Below are 16,265 nucleotides of genomic sequence, written 5' to 3'. Positions count from 1 at the left end.
GTTATCGCTCTCGGCGTCCTCCGCCGTCGATGAGGGAGTCGAGCGTGCCGGCCTCGATCATCGTCAGCGACATGTCGAACGTGCTGGACTGCTGGGTGCTGTCGAACGAGAACCGAGGCTCGGAGAGGACGACGTCGACGGGGCTGAGGAGGCCGTTCTTGGAGTACTCGCCGATGTGGAGGGTCGCCGGCGATGTCGAGTCGATGGTGACCCGCTGGATGTAGTGGTCGAGCACCATCTGTTTCTGGATTGCGGTGCCGCCCGTCGCGTCGGTCTCCGTCACGGTTGAGGCGTCGCCGGTGTCGCCCCACTGGTCGCCGGTGCCTTCGGCGGGGTCGGCGGCGATCTCGAAGACGTGCTGGCCGGCGCCGGCGTCGATGTAGAAGCCCTGGCGTTGGCCCATCCCTGCGGGGAGGTCGGTGTCGGTCTGGTTCTCGAACCAGTTGACCAGGACGTCGACGATACTGGTGGCTTGGCCGCCGCTCTCGGCGAGCCAGTTGAACACGGTGTAGATCTCGACCTGGGCGTTACTTCCGGAAAACACGAACGTCCCTTGTTCGTCGGTACCGTCGTTGTCGACGTCCCCTGGCGGAAGGACGAGTTTTGCGGTGAAGCTCATGGTGATGGTGGTGTGGGTTTGACAGAACGTTTTTTACAGGCGGCTGAGAGCTAGCGAGATATGCGCGGCGAGTTCATGGACAAATACTGGTGGGTGATCGCCGGACTGGTCGGTGGAGTCGGTGGTCTCTGGACCGCTGTTCAGGAAGGGGATCTCGACCTCGGGATTATGTCTGCCGGGTTTACCGTCTGTATTCTTTCGTATGCTCAGCTGAAACGCAAGAATCGACAACTTCAGGAGGAAATAGGAGAGGTCGAATAGCTAAAGCTGGTGGACGCTGCCCGGCCCGCCTGCACCGCCTGGGAGTTCGCTTTCGATGTTCTTGACCCGCCGCTCGACCTCCTTGACGTCTTTGCGGATCATCCGCTTCAACTCTCGGAGGTTCACCTCGAACGTCGGCTCGTAGTTGACCGTCGTCTTTTGCTGCTTGCGCTCTCGAGCCTGGTTCTTCCGCGTGTCGGTGTTCCACCCAGACTCCGTCTCGCTCTTGCCCCCGAGCTGCGTCTTCCCCTCCACCCAGTCCCATGCTGGACCAAGCCGCTTCTCGCGACCCTCCTCCTGGAGAATCGACGGCGGAAGGTCCTTCCCCGTCATAGGGTTCGTCCCCAGCGGATTGCCTTCGGGAAGCATCTCGGGGGTCAGAACCGGAAAGCCAGCGCCAGCGCTTCCAGAACCGAGAATTCCCCGTAGCCCTGATTTGATTGAGTCCTTCGCTAAGTAGCCAGCGCCTCCAGTAACACCCACCTTCCAGAGAGTATCCGGATCTGGGAGGGGCAGGTTCATCCCCGAGGGCCCCGGTGACGGTGACCCTCCACCGGATGGTACGCCGTGATCACGCGGCGACACCCCCGGTGTTCCAGTCCCCGGAATAGTGACGCCCGAACCCCCTGTCCCGGTGCCAGTCCCAGTTCCGGGCCCGGTACCGGTCGGAGTGGCGACCGGGAGCGGCAGCCAGTCCGGCTTCTTGATGGTGACCGGCGGGATCTTCGGCACCTCCAGCGGTGGGATGTCGGGAACCTCGATCTCGAACCCGGTCAGCGCGCTCGTCAGCCCGAGCATCGCAGTCCCGAGCATCGCAGCGCCCGCGAGGCCCGCACCGCCGAGACCGCCACCTCCACCGCCGCCGGGGTTGCGCGGCCGGGGGAGTCCGATGTTGCCACTGCCGCCGGCGACCTCACTCTCGTCGACGAGCTCCTGGAGGAGTTCGTTCCGCGTTTGGTTCAACTGGAGGTTCTCCTCACCGTACTTGCTGACGTCCTCCAGGTAGTCGTTCGACGTCGACATCAGCTGACGCGCCATCGCGTTCTCCCGCGACCGCCGGTTCACGCTCGACGCGCCGGCGCCACTCGATTCAACGTCGACCGAGACCGAGATGGGGGTCTCGCCGATCTCCTCTTCGATTTGCTGGCGCGCCGCCCGCAGCTCGCGGTCGGGGACCGTGAGCTCGAGACTCGCGCCGGTTGAGAACTCTGTCATAGCCTTCCACCTCGCGCTTTAAGTTGGTCGACGGTGAGGATCGCCTCGACGTACCGCCACGGCATCTCGAGCGTCTCCCGCGGAGGGATGCCGTAAGTGCCGAGCAGGCCGATCGCGTACAAGACGAGCTCGTCCGTCGTCAGTCCGTGGACGTTTCCTGTAGCCGCTCGCCGAAGCGCCGCCAGTTTCCCTCCGACACCGTCGAGAGGTTGTCCACGCGGTCGTACAGCCACTTCGTCGCCCCGACCGGGAGCGCGCTGACCGCGTCGAGCTTCGCGTCGACGCGCTCGCGCTGCGAGAGGTCGGCCTCGTCCTCGAGGTCGAGGAACGGTGCGTCCTGGAGGCCGACCGCCGCGTAGACGTTCCGGTGGGCGCCCGGGGTCGGGCTCTGGTCGGTCCGCCCCGCACGGATCGCGGCGACGCGGTCCTCGACCCGTGCGAACTCGCCAGCGTCGAGGCCGGCCACGACGACCTCGGCGTCCTCGCCGTACTCGGCAGCGAGGTAGGCGACGCCGCGGCCCTGCTGGTCGATCTCGTTCGCCGACTGCTGGAGCGCCGCCGCCGACGCAGACTCCCCCTCCTCGCCGTCGTCGTTGTCGGCGTCGCGTAGCAGCTGGGCGTACTCGTCGGCCTGTTCGTCGAGCCGGTCCAGCTCGTCGCCGAGCCGGAGGGTCTCACTGTTGAGTGTCACGTGATGCTCACCGCAGGGTTGCCGTCGATGTTGAACGGGACCTGTTCGGTCGTATCCTCAGTGCCGAGGAGCTCGTTCCACGAGTACTCGTTCGGCTTCAGCTGGCCGAAGTTGTACGTCGTGACCGTCGCACCGGCGGCTGACAGCGCCATCGAGCCCGAGACGCTGCTCATCGTCTTCGACGTCGTCGTCTGGCCCGAGCCGCCGTAGGCGAGCTCCATCTGGTTGGTCTCGGAGAAGATGCCAGTGACGTCGAGGGTTGCTTGGGGGTTGGCGACGACGGCCTCGACCGCGATGGGCTCGGAGCCGCGCTGGAACCGGCTCATGTCCGAGATGGACAGCGTCGCGCTCTGTTCTTTCACCTGAGTGGTTCCGCCGATTGTGAGGTCCATCCCGTGCCACTGGGCCGAGGCGCCGTTCGCGGCTTGGACCGAGCTCGGGGTGATCGAGGTGTTGTACTCCTCGTCGGCGTAGGCGAACGTGATGTTGAGCCGGATCTGGCCGCCCTGGGAGTACTCGACCGTGAAGTCCATCGGGACCACGCCTTTGAGGACGCGTTCGGCGGTCCCCGAGAGGTAGTCGAGGCCGAGGAACCACCGACTGGAGGCGGCGAGCCCCGAGGTGAGGCCGGTGCCGGCGTCGTTGAAGACGATGTCGTGGACGTCACCGATCCGGGAGTCATCCATGGTGAACTGGATGCCGAACGCGCCCTCGAGGTTCTGGGCGACCGACTGCGACGACCAGACGTTCGACGGGTCGCGCTGGCGTTGGAGCGCCCGCTGCAGGGTGAGCTCCTGGAGCGTCGGATCCTTCCCGGGTTCGAAGTACTCCGGGGTGCCGTCGGCGTCACTGTCGACGAGCGAGCCCAGGAAGCTGGACTCCTTCGCGAACGCGAGGTCCGCAGTGCCGGCGCCGGTCATGTGTCGATACCTCCGTCGTCAGGGGGGATGCTGCTGAGTGTAGTCATAGTTCTTCGTGGCCGCGGACGAGCACGGTGATGTCGTACTCGTAGAGGTTCTGATACCGCGAGGAGAGATTCGTCTCGTCGGGGATGCGCAGCGTGTACGCGTGCTGGCTGCCCGACTGGTTCGGATTCGGCCAGACACGATCGGCGTGGAGGACGCGGCGGACCTCCTGGTAGAGCTGGCGGAACTCGTCACTGCCGGCGACGCCCGCCGGCGTTCCATCGTCGCCCGGGAACGCGACCTCGCTCTCGTGGGCGGCCACGACCCGGATGCTGACGCCGTCCTCGAACCGGTAGTCGAACGACGAGCCGATTGGCTCCTGCGTCCGGTCGGGACTCGACGAGACGATGACGGCGTTGTTCTTCGAGAGGTCGAAGGCGACCTTACGGCCCGAGTACTCCGACGTTGATGTCGTGTCGTCCTTGTCGACGAACGCCGGGACCTTCCCGGTCAAGTCGCCGTTGCTGTCAGTTCCGGGGTAGTTACTGCTGTCCCAGTTCGACTCCAACCAGTTGAGGACGAGATCGACGTAGCGTGGGTCTGCCATCTACCACTCCTCCAGTTGGTTACGGAGCCACCGCAGTCCGCGGCGGGTGAATCGGGTCTCCTTGATGCCCTCCCCGGAGTCGACCTCCGGGAGGAACACGCGCCAGCCGTCGCCCTCGCGCTCGAAGTTCTCCCTGAGCCACGGGATCGCGTCCGCCGGCGGGTCTGTCCAGACGAACGACAGAACGGGGTTGCCCTCGATGTCGTAGTGGTCGGGCGTCCCGAACTCGAAGTAGCCGGCCGCGGGGTGACTGAACCGCCACCGGATCGTGATCGAGTCGTCCGTCCGGTCGACCTCCGGGCCCTCGAGCGACTGCAGGATCGGCTCGACGTCGTACTGGTCGGCGAACTGCTCGAGCGCCTCGCGGCTCCGCTGGATGGCCTGGTGGACGAGGCCGTTGTGTTGCCCTATGAGTTCGTGCTCTGCCTCGTCCAGGACGGCCTCACGGAGCTGGTCTTCGAAGTCCGAGTCGAGCTTCACCGGACGTTCCCTCCGGCGAGGTAGGGGTCGAGGAACCGGCTGGCGGTGTCGATGAGGTTCTGGTGCTCGGTGCTGACGCCGGCGAGCCGGGCGTTCTCGGGGATCTGCGCGATGACGGAGTCGTCGTCGACGACTTCGGCGGCCGCCAGGTTCGCGACGCCCCGCTGGACGTCATCCCACGCCTCGGTCTGCCAGTCGAGCCCGTACTCGTAGTCGAGCGAGAGCAGCCCCCCGTAGTCGATCCGCGGCCCTCCTGCTTGTCGCTGGCAGCGACCCAGTCCTCGACGTCACCGCCGCGGCCGCGGACCTCGAGCACGGTCACCGACGTCACGTACGGGTGGGGGAGCTGGATCTTTGCGTACGGGCCGTTCCGCGTGACGGGGTAGCGGACGCCCGTCTCGTGCTGGAACAGCTGGCGGTCCTGGCGGTGCGGACTCGAGGGGACGTCTAGACGGACGTCCGACGCGGTCGCGTGCGTGGCGTCGACGAGGTCGCTCGACGAGGCGGTCGAGTCGTACCAGTGGCCGTTCGTCGCTCTCGAGAACCACCGCGAGACCGCCGTGATCGCGCTCGTGACGATAGACTCGTTGGTTGACCCGGAGAGATCGGTTTCCTGGAGTGCCTCTCGGACGTCCTCGGTCTCGCAGAACCCCGTCGGCATCTATCAGCCCTCCTGGAAGACAGCCGTTACATCGCCGGCGGTCGGCGCGGTCGCTGCGGAGACCGTCACGCGGAGGTAGTCCCAGGGTGCGTCCGTCTTGAAGTACGCGACCCCACCGCTGGCGGACGCGGTCTTGCCGCCGCTGTCCTGGACGTCCTCGGCCATGCCGGCGTCGTCGTGGGTCGACCCGCGCAGGTTGACCGTAAGGTCCTGATCGTGCGTGTTGACGACCTTCACCAGCTGGGTCTTCTCCCGATCGACCTGGAGCCCCTCGCCACCGTTGTTGGTCGCGGCACCGCTGTCGTCGCCGTCGGTGTTCGGGAGGTCGTGGGTGTTCGTGTCCGTGATGGAGAGGGTGAACGTCCACTTGTCGTTACCCGGCACGGATTACTCCTCCTTCGCGTCGGAGATCGCATCGAGAGCGGTCTCGCGGTTCTTCCCGTCCGCCTCTGCGTCGGCGAGCGCGTCGAGCTCGTCGACGGTGAGATCGGCGCCCTCGAGGCGCTCCTCGAGCTCGTCGACGTTGAACTCGCTCGGGTCGAACGGCGGTTCCACCGCGTCGTCCGAGGGGATGAGCGTCTCGGGGTCGACGTCGTAGGCGTCTGCGAACCGCTGCAGCCACCCGGACTGATCGTCGGGGAGCTCGAACACGCCCTCCTCGTCGACCGAGATGGCCTCGCCGTTGACGTCGACCTTGCCGGGCGGGACGCCGTCGCCGTCGCCGGCGAGCGGATGCTCGACCTGCATGGGTCAGGCACTCCCGTCGCCGGAGACCTTGACTCGGACCTCACCGACGTCCGTACCGGCGGTCGGGTCGGTGCCACCGTAGCCCTCGACGTAGAGGGCGTTGCCGGCGAGATGGTCGAACTGTGCGATGTACGACCCGGCGTTCTCGACGCCAAGGATGCTGACACCGAAGACGTCGTCGAACCCGAACTCGCTGGCGGGGTCGAACGTTTCGTTGTTCGCCGCGTCGAGCGACGTGATGTCGAGCGTCGCGACCACGTACTCGTGGTCGCCCGCGATCCCACGCCGTTCGACTGTAGTACTATGCGTCATCTGGCACCTCAGAGGCTGTAGTTCTGCAGCCAGAGCGTGTGGTTGCCCTGCGACTTGTCGATGAGCGTGCCGTACTCGAACATCGCGACCTTGTCCGCGAGGCCGGTCCGCCCGAGCGGCACCGTCGAGAACGGCGCCAGCTGGCGGAACTGGAGCGCACGCTCGTCGAACACGAACACGTCGCCCGTGCTCGAGTTCGCACCGACACCCGTGAGCCCGCTGTACGAGCGGATGTTGTCGCACGGCGAGATCTGGACGCTGCCCTGCTCGAAGCCGATCGCGAGGCCGTTCGGCCCGTACTCGACGTCGGCGTCGTAGCCGTCCAGCCGGACGACGGGCGTGACCTCGTCGTAGACCTTGTTGTAGAACTGCGGGCTGCAGACGACGCGGGTCGAATCCCACATCGCGCCCGTGTCGGTGACGAGCCCGGTGACCTCGTCGAGGAGGTCCTCGAGGAACCCGCTCGACTTCGTCGACTTGTCGACGGTGTTCCCGGCGTCGCTCGCGATCTTCGCGATGCCCTCGTAGGCGTCGCCGTCCTCGATGGACTTGTCGCCCGCCGCGACCGAAGGGTCACCGTAGAAGATCTGCTTGGCCTTGAACAGCGCGTGAGCGATGGCGCGCTGGCCGAGCGTGGTCTCGCTCAGGTCCATGTAGCCGAGCGTATCCTCCGCACGCTGGCTGTAGTCGGAGATCCGGGCCTGGTCGAGGTAGATCTTCATGTCCTTCGACTCGGTGGTGAGCCCGAAGTCACCCTCCGACAGCGAGGAGATGTCACCCGCGGCCTCCGCCTCGGAGACCATGCCGATCGGGTCGTTCCGACTGTCGATGACGTTGTACTGCGCAGTGAAACCGGCCTGCGCCTGGGTCGTGATGATCCCCAGGATCGGGGCAGCCGACCGCTGGACGTCGACGAGTCGGGGGTCGACCTCGATGGGGGTCGCGGCGCCGACGACGGACTTGTCGATGGCGGCGCGCTCGACCATGTCGTCGATCGCGCTGATGCGGTCCGAGGAGTCGACGTCGTCGTAGCCGTCACCGGCCGCCGCAGCGGCGGCGAACGGCGAGCGCGTGCCGTACTGCTGCTCGGCGCGCGTCTCGGCGTCCGGGTCGTCCTCGGCGCGCTTGTGGCTCGCGAGGAGCTTGTCCTGGATGTGGGAGATGGGGACGCCCGTCCGGCCCTGCTCGATCGGGACCTCGGGGAGGCCCCAGGCGCGCAGGAGCGTGTCGTAGACGGTCCGGGCGTTGTCGTCAGTAGGCGATGCGAGTCGGGCCGCGATGTCGCGGTCCGTCTGCAGGTCGTCGAACTGCGTGGAGTTGGGGGTCGTGCTCATGGGTTACAGAAGGTCGCGGGGGTCGCTGGTCGTCTGCTCGGACTCCTCGGTCTTGGCCTCGCGTTCGCCGTCGGCGCCGTCGCTGCTGGCGTCGTCGACGGTGTCGAGGTCGAGGTCGTGGAGGCTCACGCCGCCCTCGCGGAGCGCCGCGAGCTGCTCGCGCTGCTCGTCGACGACGTCCTCGAGGGCGCGCTCCTCGCCGTCGATCACCACGGTCTGCGTGGTGTCGGGGTCGTCGGACGACTGCTCGCCGTCATCGTCGTCGTCCTCGCCGGGCTCGTCGTCATCGTCGTCGTCATCGTCGCCCTCGTTGTCCTCGTCGTCCTCGTCGTCAGCACGGAGCGAGTCGGCGAGGGTCCGAAGGGTCTCGGTCTGCTGTTCCTGCATCTCGAGCATCGTCGAGCGGAACTCGTCCGCCGAGATGCCGTCCGATCCGTCGTTCTCGTTGTCCGGTTCGTCGCCGGACTGTTCGGTGTCGGTGTCGCTCATGTCGTTCTGGTTCTGCTCCGCACCGTCGCCGCTATCGCCATCTCCGTCGCCGCTGGCGTCCTGCTGGCCGTCGAGGAAGGGTGCGAACTGCTCGCTGACCGGCTCCTCGAGCGGCGTGGTGTCGCGGTAGAACTCCTGGAGGGCCGTGCGTGCAGCGTGGAACTGGTTGTCGTCGAACTCGTAGTAGGCGACCGACCACAGCCAGTCCTCGAAGTTCGAGACGCTGCCGTTGCCCTGTTCGTCGCGGTAGGACGCCAGCATCTGCTGGGCGATCTCGGCCTGCTGGCCGGAGAGATGGCGGTGGTCGCCATCTGGGCCCATCACCACAGCCCGAGCTGTCGCAGCGCCGGGCGCCTCGCTCGTCGTCCGAGGGTCGGCGCCGATGCCGACGATGGACGCCTCCATCAGGTCGTTCCCGCCCGGGTAGGTGTCGTCCTCGCGCCAGCCGATGCTCGAGGACAGCGCGAAGTCGCGCTCGACCTGGGCTTTCAGCGCGGACAGTGCCTCCCGGACGCTCCCGGTCGCGTCGGGGAGCGTGTCGGGGTCCATCAGGCGGGCGTCGGCCTCGAGGAGATCTTCCTCGCCGGCGTCGACGACGTCGGGGTTCGCCCACTCGCCGACCTTGCCGGTGGCGCCGTACCGTGACGCTGAGATGTCGCGGTTGGCGCCGTGGTCGAGGAAGACGCCGACCGATCGCTCCTCGATCTGTTGGGCCATCCCCGCGAGCTCGTCGCGGGTGAGCGGGTCGTCGCCCTGGTTCCGGACCTCGCCAGTGCTGGCGATGGGCATCCGGACCGTGAACACGCCGTCCGTGTCCTCGTCGTCGGGTTCCCGGACGGTGACGCGGTCGGGGTCGGGTTGGTGATAGGCGCGATGCTGGAGCTCGTTCTGGGGAGTCATGTCAGTGCATGTCCTCGAAAAGGGGGGTGGCCGTGGTGATGGTGCCCTTCGCGTCCCACGCCCACGGCAGGCAGTGGGGTCATCGGGAGAGTTCCTATGCGTTGAGGGTAGGGTGTTTATTATGATTCAATCAGGTTCCGGAGGTATGGAAGGACTAATAGATTTCAGTAGATACCTCGGCGGCCGACTTATCTTGAGTTTCGTTCTCCTCGCTGTTCTCGTGGAGTTCTGGAGCCAACTCGGAGGACCGTTTAGTCCGCTTAGGTTGTTACTTGTCGCCCTTGTACTCCCTGGACCAGAATTGATAGCTGCTTCAGCAAAGGTCGTCTTGGACGAGGTCATTTAGGCTCACTTCCCACGTCACTGTTTGCGTCCTCACCAGTGCGAGCGTCTCGGAGGAGTGCGTCGACGACGTGCTTCGGGTGGTCGCCGTAGTCAACCGTCTCCCCGTTGAGCTCCACCGTGAGGTCCTCGTCGGCGAGGTCGTCGTCACCCCGCCGCCGGATGTACTGGCGGAGGGTGAGCCCGCCGGCGTTGTACATCTCGCGCAGGCGCTCCTCGCGAGCGCGCTCCTCGCGTGGATCCGTGAACCGGAGCCGGGGTTTGAACGGCTCGTCGAGCGAGTTGTAGGCGTCGAACTGGCTGGCGATGTGCTCGAACGCCTTGTGGAACTGCTTGGCGAACGGGCCCGTCACCCGCTTGTAGATCCTCGACGACTCGACCTCGCCGTTCGACCGGTTGACGTCCTCGATGAACCCCAGCTCCTGCTTGCCGAGCCCGAGCGAGGCGAGGCACATCTGGAAGAACCAGCGCTGCTCCTCGATGATGTTGAGGTTCACCGCTGTCCCGCCGAGCTCGATCCACTGCGCGCCGCCCTCGCCGCCGATCACCGGGACGTCCCGGGGGTCGCCCGACGCGGCCTGGATCTTGTCCTTGACGTCGTCGACGTTCTGCGAGCCGATGATCTGGATGAGGCCCGGCGGAATCTCGTTATCGCTGTAGAACCGGTTATGGTGGGTCGTCGAGTTCGCGAGGATCTCAAGCCACTCCCGCACCTGGAGGCTCGGGCTCACCGGGTAGACCTTGTGGGTCCGGCGGCCCTTCGGGTAGTGCATCACTGCGAGATCCTCCGCCTGGAGCGGCGTCGGATTCATGCTCGACATCGACGCGATGCTGTCACCCGAGAACGCGCTGGACGCCTGGTAGTACGGCGGATCCTTCGGGTAGCCGTGCCGGTTGTAGTTGTGCCGGATGGTGAGTGCGTCGAGCGGGATCAGGCTCACGACCGGCAGGCTGCCGTCCTCCGAGGAGAGCAGCTGCCAGTAGGCGTTGCCGGGCCCCATCATGTCCTCGACCGCCGCGGTCAGGAGGTCGTCGAGGTCGTCGTCCATCAGGTGCGGGCCCGTCAGGACGTCCCGGATGAGCTCCTGGACCTCGGCCTCGACGCCGTCCGCTTCGCCTTCGGTCTCGCTCTCGAATGCGAGCTCGCCGCCGACCAGCTGGTCGACGATGCCGTTCGTGATCGACTGCATCGCCGACGTCTGCACGATCTCCCGGGCCTCGAGCGCTTCGCGGCCGCGGGGCCAGCCGTACTTGTTTGTGCCGGACAGCCAGGTGTCGTCGTCGCCCTGGACGGTCTCGGGCTCCTCGACCGTGACGGTCTCGCCGGCGACCGTAGTCTTGGCCGCCCGCGACCCGGCCATAGTGGCCGTCGACGCGCTCGTCGGCGGTGGTTGGTTGGTACCGGCGTCGTCACTGTGCAAGCGATCTGCTGCTTCTCGGGTTGCATTCTCGAAGATTCCCATGGTCGTGTGCTCCTACGGTGTGGTGACGAACCGGCGCGCGAGGTCGTTGTTGAGGCCGTGGCCTCGCTGCGGGAAGCTGCTCGCGGACAGCTTGCTGTACGTGTAGCTCTGGGCGATGTTCGCGTTGATGAACGACCCCTTGCTGGCGGCTTTCAGGAGGCCGTCCCACGTCGAGGCGGGCACGCCCCAGTACTCGTAGATGGCATCCTGGCCGTCGCGGAGGTATCGGATGTAGAGCTGGGCTTCGCCGTAGTCGTAGAGCGCCGAGTGGACGTTCGACGACTGGAACGACGACGCTGGCATCGTGTCGAGCGGCGCCCGGATGTCGAGCTCGTCCTCGGTCGGCGCCGGGCGCTCGTTGCTCGGGTCGTGGTTGATCGGCGCCGGCAGTTTCATCGGCGGAACCCTCCGCGCTGCTGGTCCTGGTAGTTCTGGACGGCCTGCCCGATCGGGCTCTGCTTGAAGTCCCGGCGCGCCTTCTCCTCGGGCGTGCTTGGCGGCGGGCCCTCGCCGATGGTCGCGGTCGCGACCGGCACCGACCCGAACCCGACCGCACGCATCGCGAGCTCGATGGCGTCGAGGCGATCGTCGTGCGCGGAGGTCGGGAACTGGACCCACTCGTTCTGCTCCCAGCCCCGCCACGGTTGCTCGTCCGGGTCGCCGTGGATCCGGAGCGTCCCACTCTCGAAGTCCGCCGAGAGACTGTGGATTCGAGACTCCTTCGAGCCGCTCGAGGAGACGTTCTCGGTCGGGATGTCGGTGTCATCGCGGAGGCGCTGGCCGGGCCCGCGACCGGCGTTCTGCTCGACCAGCAGCTTGCTGATCTCGTAGCCCGGCGACCCCTCCGCGGTTCCGTCGACGTGCGCCTGGACCCACTCGACGATGCCCTTCACGCTCATCCCGCGCTTGCGGACAAGGTGGTCCAGGTAGGCGCGCTTGTTCCGGGGATCGACGCCGACCACGGCGAGCGCGGTGTAGTCGCTGTCGCCCTCGGCGGCCTTCTGGGGGTCCTCGACGAGCCCGAGGTCGAGGCCGGCGACCCACCGGAGCGGCACCGGCTCGCCGTCCTCGGTGGTCGGGAGTTCGTCCTCGTAGATCAGCCACTCGGACTGGAAGACCTGGCCGGCGAGCGCGTTCGGGTCCTGCTGGTTCTCCCGCTGCCAGACGGCCAGCGAGCTGTCGCCGTCGACGATGTCGAACAGGAGTGACTCGGGCGGCTGGAGCTCCGGCCAGAGCACGTTGACGTCCCGGTTCGGGACGACGCCGTCGTTCGCGAGGTTCACATCCGGCGGTAGGTCAGCGAGCGAGTCGTAGAGCTCGCCGTCCTCGCCGCGGACCTTCCAGTCCCGAGATTCGACGATCGGCCAGTCCTTCTCGTGGATGGCTCGGTAGACTTCGACGTCCCAGGTCGCCGAGTCCAGGATGTGGGTGGCGTAGATGTCCTCGAGGTGCTTCCGGGTGCCGATCACGGCCTGGACGGGCCCGTTCGGCAGCACACTGTCGTTGCTCGGGAGGTTGTCGACGTAGTCGCCGAAGTAGTTGCGGACGTTCCGGCGTTGGGTCTCGGTGCGCTGGTTGTCCCAGTCGGCGATGTCGTCGTAGACGATGCAGTCGAAGTGCTTCCCGGTCAGCTGCGACTCGATGCCGTACGGGCTGATCGTCGGCTCCTTGTGGTCGTTCGCCGACGTCGTCAGCTGGGTGCGGCCCTCGTCCGAGATCTCAATCCCGAACTGCTCGGCGTACCGACCGATGTACTCGACCGCCTTCTCAGTCCGCTCTGCGGCGAGCCCCTTCGTCTTCGAGATCACCGCCACCCGGACGTCGGGCTGGCTGAGGACGAGCCAGGTCGGGAAGACAACGCCGGCGCCCTCGGTCTTCCCGTGGCCGCGCGGCATGAGTCGGGCGATCCTGGTGGGCGCGTGGGGGAAGTCGGGGTCGGTGGCGCGCCAGAGCGCGTTGTAGAACTCGAGGAGGTGGTCGCCCGGCGGGTTGCTGTAGTCGAACAGCCGGATGCTCGCGACCGCCGGGTGGGCGAGCGGGTGCTGTTCGGCGAGCTGGGAGAGATCGAGGTCGGACATGGTCGGTTACTCCTGGGGGTTGCGGTCGAGCAGTCCGTTGAGCTGTTCCTTCTCCTCGGGGCTCATCGTCGTGACGTCGAACTCGACCTCGCGGTGGTCGGTCGCGTCGACGACGTTGAACTCCGAGAGCAACTGCCGGGCCTCCCGAAGGAACCGCGGATCTCCGGAGCGCTTGTACTTGAGGAACAGCTCGGCGGCGGTCTCCCGAAAGACGTCCTGGGTGCGCTCCTCGTCCTTGAGGGCGTCGACGAGGTCGCCGAACGCCTCCTGCTCGCGGTCAGACAGGTCGCTCTTGAAGTGCTTCGAGTACGCACCGTGCTCGAAGTTCGGCGAGTCAGATCCCGTCGGCTGGGTGCCGCCGTGCATCCGACAGCGCTCGGCGCCGTCGACGGGATAGTTCGTGCAGTAGCCGCCGTCACGGCACTCGGCCGCGCAGCGATCCGGGAGCGGTTCTTCAGATGTCATCGTCGTGCATGGGGGTTTCGTCGGAACTCACCGTGCATGGCGGTCGCGGACGGGTCACGGCGGGTCGAGGTTGCGCGGCTGGGGCGGGCCCGTGCCTCGAGGCTCGGGTGGGCCGAGGTGTTCTTCGTCGACGTCGCGGTCGTGTTGGCCGCCGAGGTGGCAGCGCCGGCAGAGCGCGACGAGGTTGTCGGGGTCGTTGTTGTTCGGATTGCCGTCGCGGTGGTGGACGTCGACGCGGTCGACCTCGCTGCGGGACCGGTTGCAGCCGGGGCATCGCCAGCCCTTCGCGGATCGGCGTTGCCAGTACTGGCGGCGGGCGCGTTCGCGGCTGTCGGCGTCATCCGGCATCGGTGAGTAGTTCGACCGTGCAGTCGGGACAGAAGGTGATGGTATCGGCGAGGTCGTAGCCGGCGTCCTTGAGGAGGTCGCCGACGTCGCTCGTCATGTACTCGTCCTCGTGGAACTGGCCCATGAGCATCGGTTCGTCGACGGTGTCCTCGCAGTGGTCGCATTCGCTCTTGTAGCCCATGTGTCAGAACACCAGCCAGATGAGTGCGGAGAGCGCCCAGGCGTCAACGGCGAGCACCGCGGGGATTGCGGCGACGCGGAGGAGCCAGCTGGCGGGTGGGAAGTACTGCCACTTGTGGGGGTACTGTTTGTCGAACTGGGCTTTCACTACGGCGGCGTTCCGCCAGCAGGCGGCGAGCGTGACGAACACGAGCGCGAGGAGTGCGAGCGTGTACGCGACCGCGGTGAGGAACCCGACCGGGTTCTGGTAGAGCTCGATGAACGGGTTCACTGTTCGTCGTCCTCCGCGTCTTCGTCGACGTCGTCCTGGTCGTCGTTCTCGTCCGGTTCCACTGGGGTGCCGTTTCGGAAGTCGAGTTGCTTCATGGATGAGTCGGTGAGGCCGAGTTCGCGAGCGCAGGCCGTGCAGATCGCGGCCTCGCCCTTCCGGTGGGGCGGGTCGAAAAGGTCGCCTTCCCGGCAGTCGTCGGCGACGCCGCTCGAGCACGTCCAAGTCATGGGGCTACTTCGGCCCGATGCGCTCGAACCCCCGCGGGTCGAGGTTCTTCGAGTCCCAGACGTCCTCGACCCACGCGGTCGCGTCGTGGAGGTCGATCTCCTTGAGGTGGGCTCGCGGGTGATGCTCGGGTGCTGGTTCCTCGTGGGCGATGAGTTCCACGGCGCCCTCGGTGGTCTCGAAGCCCCGGATGTGGAGCTGGCGGTGAGGGTGGGGTCGGGTTGGGTCGTAGAAGTACCGGCGGGCGTTGAGGTCTTCGCCGTAGTAGTGGTAGGAGAGGGGCCAGCCGGGGTTGTACGACTGGGCGGCGAGCGTGCGGCGGACGTCGTTGAGGCTGGCGTCGACGGTGAAGACGTCGACGTCGGGGCGCTCGACCGAGAAGAATCGCCGGCGGGCTGCGTAGAGGACGCGCCGGAGTGCTCGCCAGGGGACGTCGGCCAGGGGGACGCGGCCGGTGCGGCGGTACTGGACGGCCGTGGTGGAGACGGCGCCGGCGAGCGCGACGAGCGCCTGACCGAGCGGAGACTGGGCGAGCTCGAGAAGGTCTTGGATAGTCACTGGTGGTCCTCCCCATCGCTGGGGTCGTTGCGGGCGGCAGCGGCGACGGCGAGGAGTTCGCCGACTTCGATGCCGTTGACGAGGAGCAGGCCAGCGAGGCCGAGCCAGCTGATCGTGGTGGGATCGCCGCCGGAGTGGATGCCGTAGGCGGCGACGACGAGGATTGCGAGGCTGACGACGAGGGCCTTGATGGCCTTGAGCTTACGGATGTCCATGTGTGCGATGCGTGCGAGTTGCTGGTTGTGTTCCGTGAGTTCCCGCGGGCAGAACCAGACGGGCGTGTTCTTCGTGCTCATGGTGTAGTGCTGTCAGAATCCTATTCTCGGATGCGCTTCAACTCCAGCCAGCCGTTCGCCGTCCGGATGCCGACGACGAGGTCGCCGTCGACACGCCGAAGCTGTAGGGGAGCTCCGAGGGCGAACTCGATCGGCGGCTGGCGAGCCATAGGGTTACTCTCGGGAGAGGAGGGTGATGCGGTCGATATCGCCGAACGTGTCGGCGTAGAGGTCGAGGATTCGGGTGAGGATCTCGATGGTGCGGTCCTTGTACTGGTCAGCGCCGCAGGATGACGCGCACTTCGCGTTTGCGTACCCCGATACTGAGGGCTCGTACTGGAGCTGGCTCGAGCAGCGAGGGCAGCGGGCTTCGACGTGGTCGAGCATCCACTCGACGTCGTGGTCTTTCCGGTGGAGTCGCTCGGCAAGTGCGTACCAGAGCCAGCAGTCCCACGGGTCTTGCTCGCGCAGGCGCTTGATCGCGAGGGCGGCCGCCCGGTAAAGGTCGGCGTCCTCGTTGTCGTGGCGGCGTTGGTGCATTCGCTTGAAGTAGCGGGCGAGCGCAGTCGAGGAGTCAGAGACCAGTTTGCCGTTGGAGAGTTCGCCGCTACCGTCGAGTGCTTCGCGGAGCGGGATCGAGCCGGGGTAGAGTCGGTCACGGGAGAGGTCAGCGCCACTGCTAGGGCTGAACTTGTGTGCGCCTTTCATCGTCTCGCAGAGAGGAAAGCTGTCGCTGTGGTTCGTCCCCCTTCATCGGCCTCGACGACCGCGGTCAAGACCATCCGAGCGACGGGCGATCCTATTGCCTGAGATAAACGGGAAGTAGGTATTAGTGACAT

The 16,265-nt window shown here is 66.5% G+C and carries 25 protein-coding genes; 3 read left to right on the top strand and 22 right to left on the bottom strand.

The features are described from left to right. Position 1: 1 nt before the first annotated feature. The gene (locus ACQUQF_RS03235; RefSeq protein WP_435175660.1) at positions 2 to 619 is read right to left on the bottom strand and encodes a hypothetical protein; all 618 of its coding nucleotides are present in this window, start codon (positions 617 to 619) and stop codon (positions 2 to 4) included. 60 nt (positions 620 to 679) lie between these two features. Here ACQUQF_RS03235 and ACQUQF_RS03230 point away from each other — a divergent pair, with 60 nt between their 5' ends. Then, positions 680 to 880, top strand: a complete 201-nt coding sequence (locus tag ACQUQF_RS03230; RefSeq protein ID WP_435175658.1) for a hypothetical protein — start codon at positions 680 to 682, stop codon at positions 878 to 880. On the opposite strand, the gene ACQUQF_RS03225 is transcribed toward ACQUQF_RS03230, so the two are convergent. From ACQUQF_RS03225 to ACQUQF_RS03205, 5 genes are all read right to left on the bottom strand, one after another. Continuing rightward, on the bottom strand, positions 881 to 2,095 hold the full coding sequence (locus tag ACQUQF_RS03225) for a hypothetical protein (RefSeq protein WP_435175656.1): 1,215 nt from the start codon (positions 2,093 to 2,095) through the stop codon (positions 881 to 883). 139 nt (positions 2,096 to 2,234) lie between these two features. Further along, on the bottom strand, positions 2,235 to 2,786 hold the full coding sequence (locus ACQUQF_RS03220; RefSeq protein ID WP_435175654.1) for a hypothetical protein: 552 nt from the start codon (positions 2,784 to 2,786) through the stop codon (positions 2,235 to 2,237). Beyond that, positions 2,783 to 3,706, bottom strand: a complete 924-nt coding sequence (locus ACQUQF_RS03215) for a phage tail tube protein (RefSeq protein ID WP_435175653.1) — start codon at positions 3,704 to 3,706, stop codon at positions 2,783 to 2,785. The genes ACQUQF_RS03220 and ACQUQF_RS03215 overlap by 4 nt, the downstream gene beginning before the upstream one ends. 43 nt (positions 3,707 to 3,749) lie before the next feature. Next, positions 3,750 to 4,298 carry a hypothetical protein gene (locus ACQUQF_RS03210; RefSeq protein ID WP_435175651.1) on the bottom strand — a complete coding sequence of 183 codons (549 nt, stop codon included), beginning with the start codon at positions 4,296 to 4,298 and terminating at the stop codon, positions 3,750 to 3,752. After that, a complete protein-coding gene (locus tag ACQUQF_RS03205) occupies positions 4,299 to 4,778 on the bottom strand; it encodes a hypothetical protein (protein ID WP_435175649.1) in 480 nt (159 codons plus the stop codon). Between the two features lie 62 nt (positions 4,779 to 4,840). Here ACQUQF_RS03205 and ACQUQF_RS03200 point away from each other — a divergent pair, with 62 nt between their 5' ends. Further along, entirely contained in the window at positions 4,841 to 5,164 is a 324-nt protein-coding gene (locus ACQUQF_RS03200) for a hypothetical protein (RefSeq protein ID WP_435175647.1), read from the top strand. Positions 5,165 to 5,442: 278 nt separating this feature from the next. Here ACQUQF_RS03200 and ACQUQF_RS03195 read toward each other — a convergent pair whose 3' ends face one another. The 5 genes from ACQUQF_RS03195 to ACQUQF_RS03175 are packed head-to-tail and all read right to left on the bottom strand — an operon-like array spanning position 5,443 to position 9,221. Beyond that, positions 5,443 to 5,823, bottom strand: coding sequence for a hypothetical protein (locus ACQUQF_RS03195; protein ID WP_435175645.1), 381 nt, complete (start codon positions 5,821 to 5,823; stop codon positions 5,443 to 5,445). A 3-nt stretch (positions 5,824 to 5,826) separates the two neighbouring features. Then, positions 5,827 to 6,186, bottom strand: a complete 360-nt coding sequence (locus ACQUQF_RS03190; RefSeq protein ID WP_435175643.1) for a hypothetical protein — start codon at positions 6,184 to 6,186, stop codon at positions 5,827 to 5,829. Positions 6,187 to 6,189: 3 nt separating this feature from the next. Next, positions 6,190 to 6,498 (bottom strand): hypothetical protein, encoded by a 309-nt coding sequence (locus ACQUQF_RS03185; RefSeq protein WP_435175642.1) that lies wholly within the window; start codon positions 6,496 to 6,498, stop codon positions 6,190 to 6,192. A gap of 8 nt (positions 6,499 to 6,506) precedes the next feature. Continuing rightward, entirely contained in the window at positions 6,507 to 7,832 is a 1,326-nt protein-coding gene (locus ACQUQF_RS03180) for a hypothetical protein (RefSeq protein WP_435175640.1), read from the bottom strand. Positions 7,833 to 7,835: 3 nt separating this feature from the next. Then, complete coding sequence (locus tag ACQUQF_RS03175) at positions 7,836 to 9,221, bottom strand: hypothetical protein (protein ID WP_435175638.1); 1,386 nt, start codon at positions 9,219 to 9,221, stop codon at positions 7,836 to 7,838. A 145-nt stretch (positions 9,222 to 9,366) separates the two neighbouring features. On the opposite strand from ACQUQF_RS03175, the gene ACQUQF_RS03170 reads away from it, so the two are divergent. Continuing rightward, entirely contained in the window at positions 9,367 to 9,567 is a 201-nt protein-coding gene (locus ACQUQF_RS03170) for a hypothetical protein (RefSeq protein WP_435175636.1), read from the top strand. Here ACQUQF_RS03170 and ACQUQF_RS03165 read toward each other — a convergent pair. The 11 genes from ACQUQF_RS03165 to ACQUQF_RS03115 form a co-directional block, all read right to left on the bottom strand. Continuing rightward, positions 9,560 to 10,924, bottom strand: a complete 1,365-nt coding sequence (locus ACQUQF_RS03165; protein ID WP_435175634.1) for a phage portal protein — start codon at positions 10,922 to 10,924, stop codon at positions 9,560 to 9,562. The genes ACQUQF_RS03170 and ACQUQF_RS03165 overlap by 8 nt on opposite strands. A 114-nt stretch (positions 10,925 to 11,038) precedes the next feature. Continuing rightward, positions 11,039 to 11,422 carry a KTSC domain-containing protein gene (locus ACQUQF_RS03160; RefSeq protein ID WP_435175632.1) on the bottom strand — a complete coding sequence of 128 codons (384 nt, stop codon included), beginning with the start codon at positions 11,420 to 11,422 and terminating at the stop codon, positions 11,039 to 11,041. Further along, entirely contained in the window at positions 11,419 to 13,104 is a 1,686-nt protein-coding gene (locus tag ACQUQF_RS03155) for a hypothetical protein (protein ID WP_435175630.1), read from the bottom strand. The genes ACQUQF_RS03160 and ACQUQF_RS03155 overlap by 4 nt, the downstream gene beginning before the upstream one ends. 6 nt (positions 13,105 to 13,110) lie before the next feature. Then, the gene (locus tag ACQUQF_RS03150; protein ID WP_435175628.1) at positions 13,111 to 13,569 is read right to left on the bottom strand and encodes an HGGxSTG domain-containing protein; all 459 of its coding nucleotides are present in this window, start codon (positions 13,567 to 13,569) and stop codon (positions 13,111 to 13,113) included. A gap of 54 nt (positions 13,570 to 13,623) precedes the next feature. Next, entirely contained in the window at positions 13,624 to 13,917 is a 294-nt protein-coding gene (locus ACQUQF_RS03145; protein WP_435175626.1) for an HNH endonuclease, read from the bottom strand. After that, positions 13,907 to 14,098, bottom strand: coding sequence for a hypothetical protein (locus ACQUQF_RS03140; RefSeq protein WP_435175624.1), 192 nt, complete (start codon positions 14,096 to 14,098; stop codon positions 13,907 to 13,909). Before ACQUQF_RS03140 ends, ACQUQF_RS03145 begins: the two co-directional genes overlap by 11 nt. A 3-nt stretch (positions 14,099 to 14,101) precedes the next feature. Beyond that, positions 14,102 to 14,368 carry a hypothetical protein gene (locus ACQUQF_RS03135; RefSeq protein ID WP_435175623.1) on the bottom strand — a complete coding sequence of 89 codons (267 nt, stop codon included), beginning with the start codon at positions 14,366 to 14,368 and terminating at the stop codon, positions 14,102 to 14,104. Continuing rightward, positions 14,365 to 14,595: a hypothetical protein gene (locus tag ACQUQF_RS03130; protein ID WP_435175621.1), complete on the bottom strand. Its 231-nt coding sequence runs from the start codon at positions 14,593 to 14,595 to the stop codon at positions 14,365 to 14,367. The genes ACQUQF_RS03135 and ACQUQF_RS03130 overlap by 4 nt, the downstream gene beginning before the upstream one ends. A 4-nt stretch (positions 14,596 to 14,599) precedes the next feature. Further along, positions 14,600 to 15,151 (bottom strand): hypothetical protein, encoded by a 552-nt coding sequence (locus tag ACQUQF_RS03125; RefSeq protein WP_435175619.1) that lies wholly within the window; start codon positions 15,149 to 15,151, stop codon positions 14,600 to 14,602. Beyond that, positions 15,148 to 15,447 carry a hypothetical protein gene (locus tag ACQUQF_RS03120; protein ID WP_435175618.1) on the bottom strand — a complete coding sequence of 100 codons (300 nt, stop codon included), beginning with the start codon at positions 15,445 to 15,447 and terminating at the stop codon, positions 15,148 to 15,150. Before ACQUQF_RS03120 ends, ACQUQF_RS03125 begins: the two co-directional genes overlap by 4 nt. Positions 15,448 to 15,600: 153 nt before the next feature. Further along, entirely contained in the window at positions 15,601 to 16,134 is a 534-nt protein-coding gene (locus tag ACQUQF_RS03115) for a hypothetical protein (RefSeq protein ID WP_435175616.1), read from the bottom strand. Positions 16,135 to 16,265 lie beyond the last annotated feature (131 nt).

Origin of the sequence: Halorussus sp. AFM4 (genome assembly GCF_051194995.1) — an archaeon.
Classification (GTDB): domain Archaea; phylum Halobacteriota; class Halobacteria; order Halobacteriales; family Haladaptataceae; genus Halorussus.
Note: the sequence above shows the minus strand (reverse complement) of the source record. Positions and strands in the feature narration are given on the sequence as shown.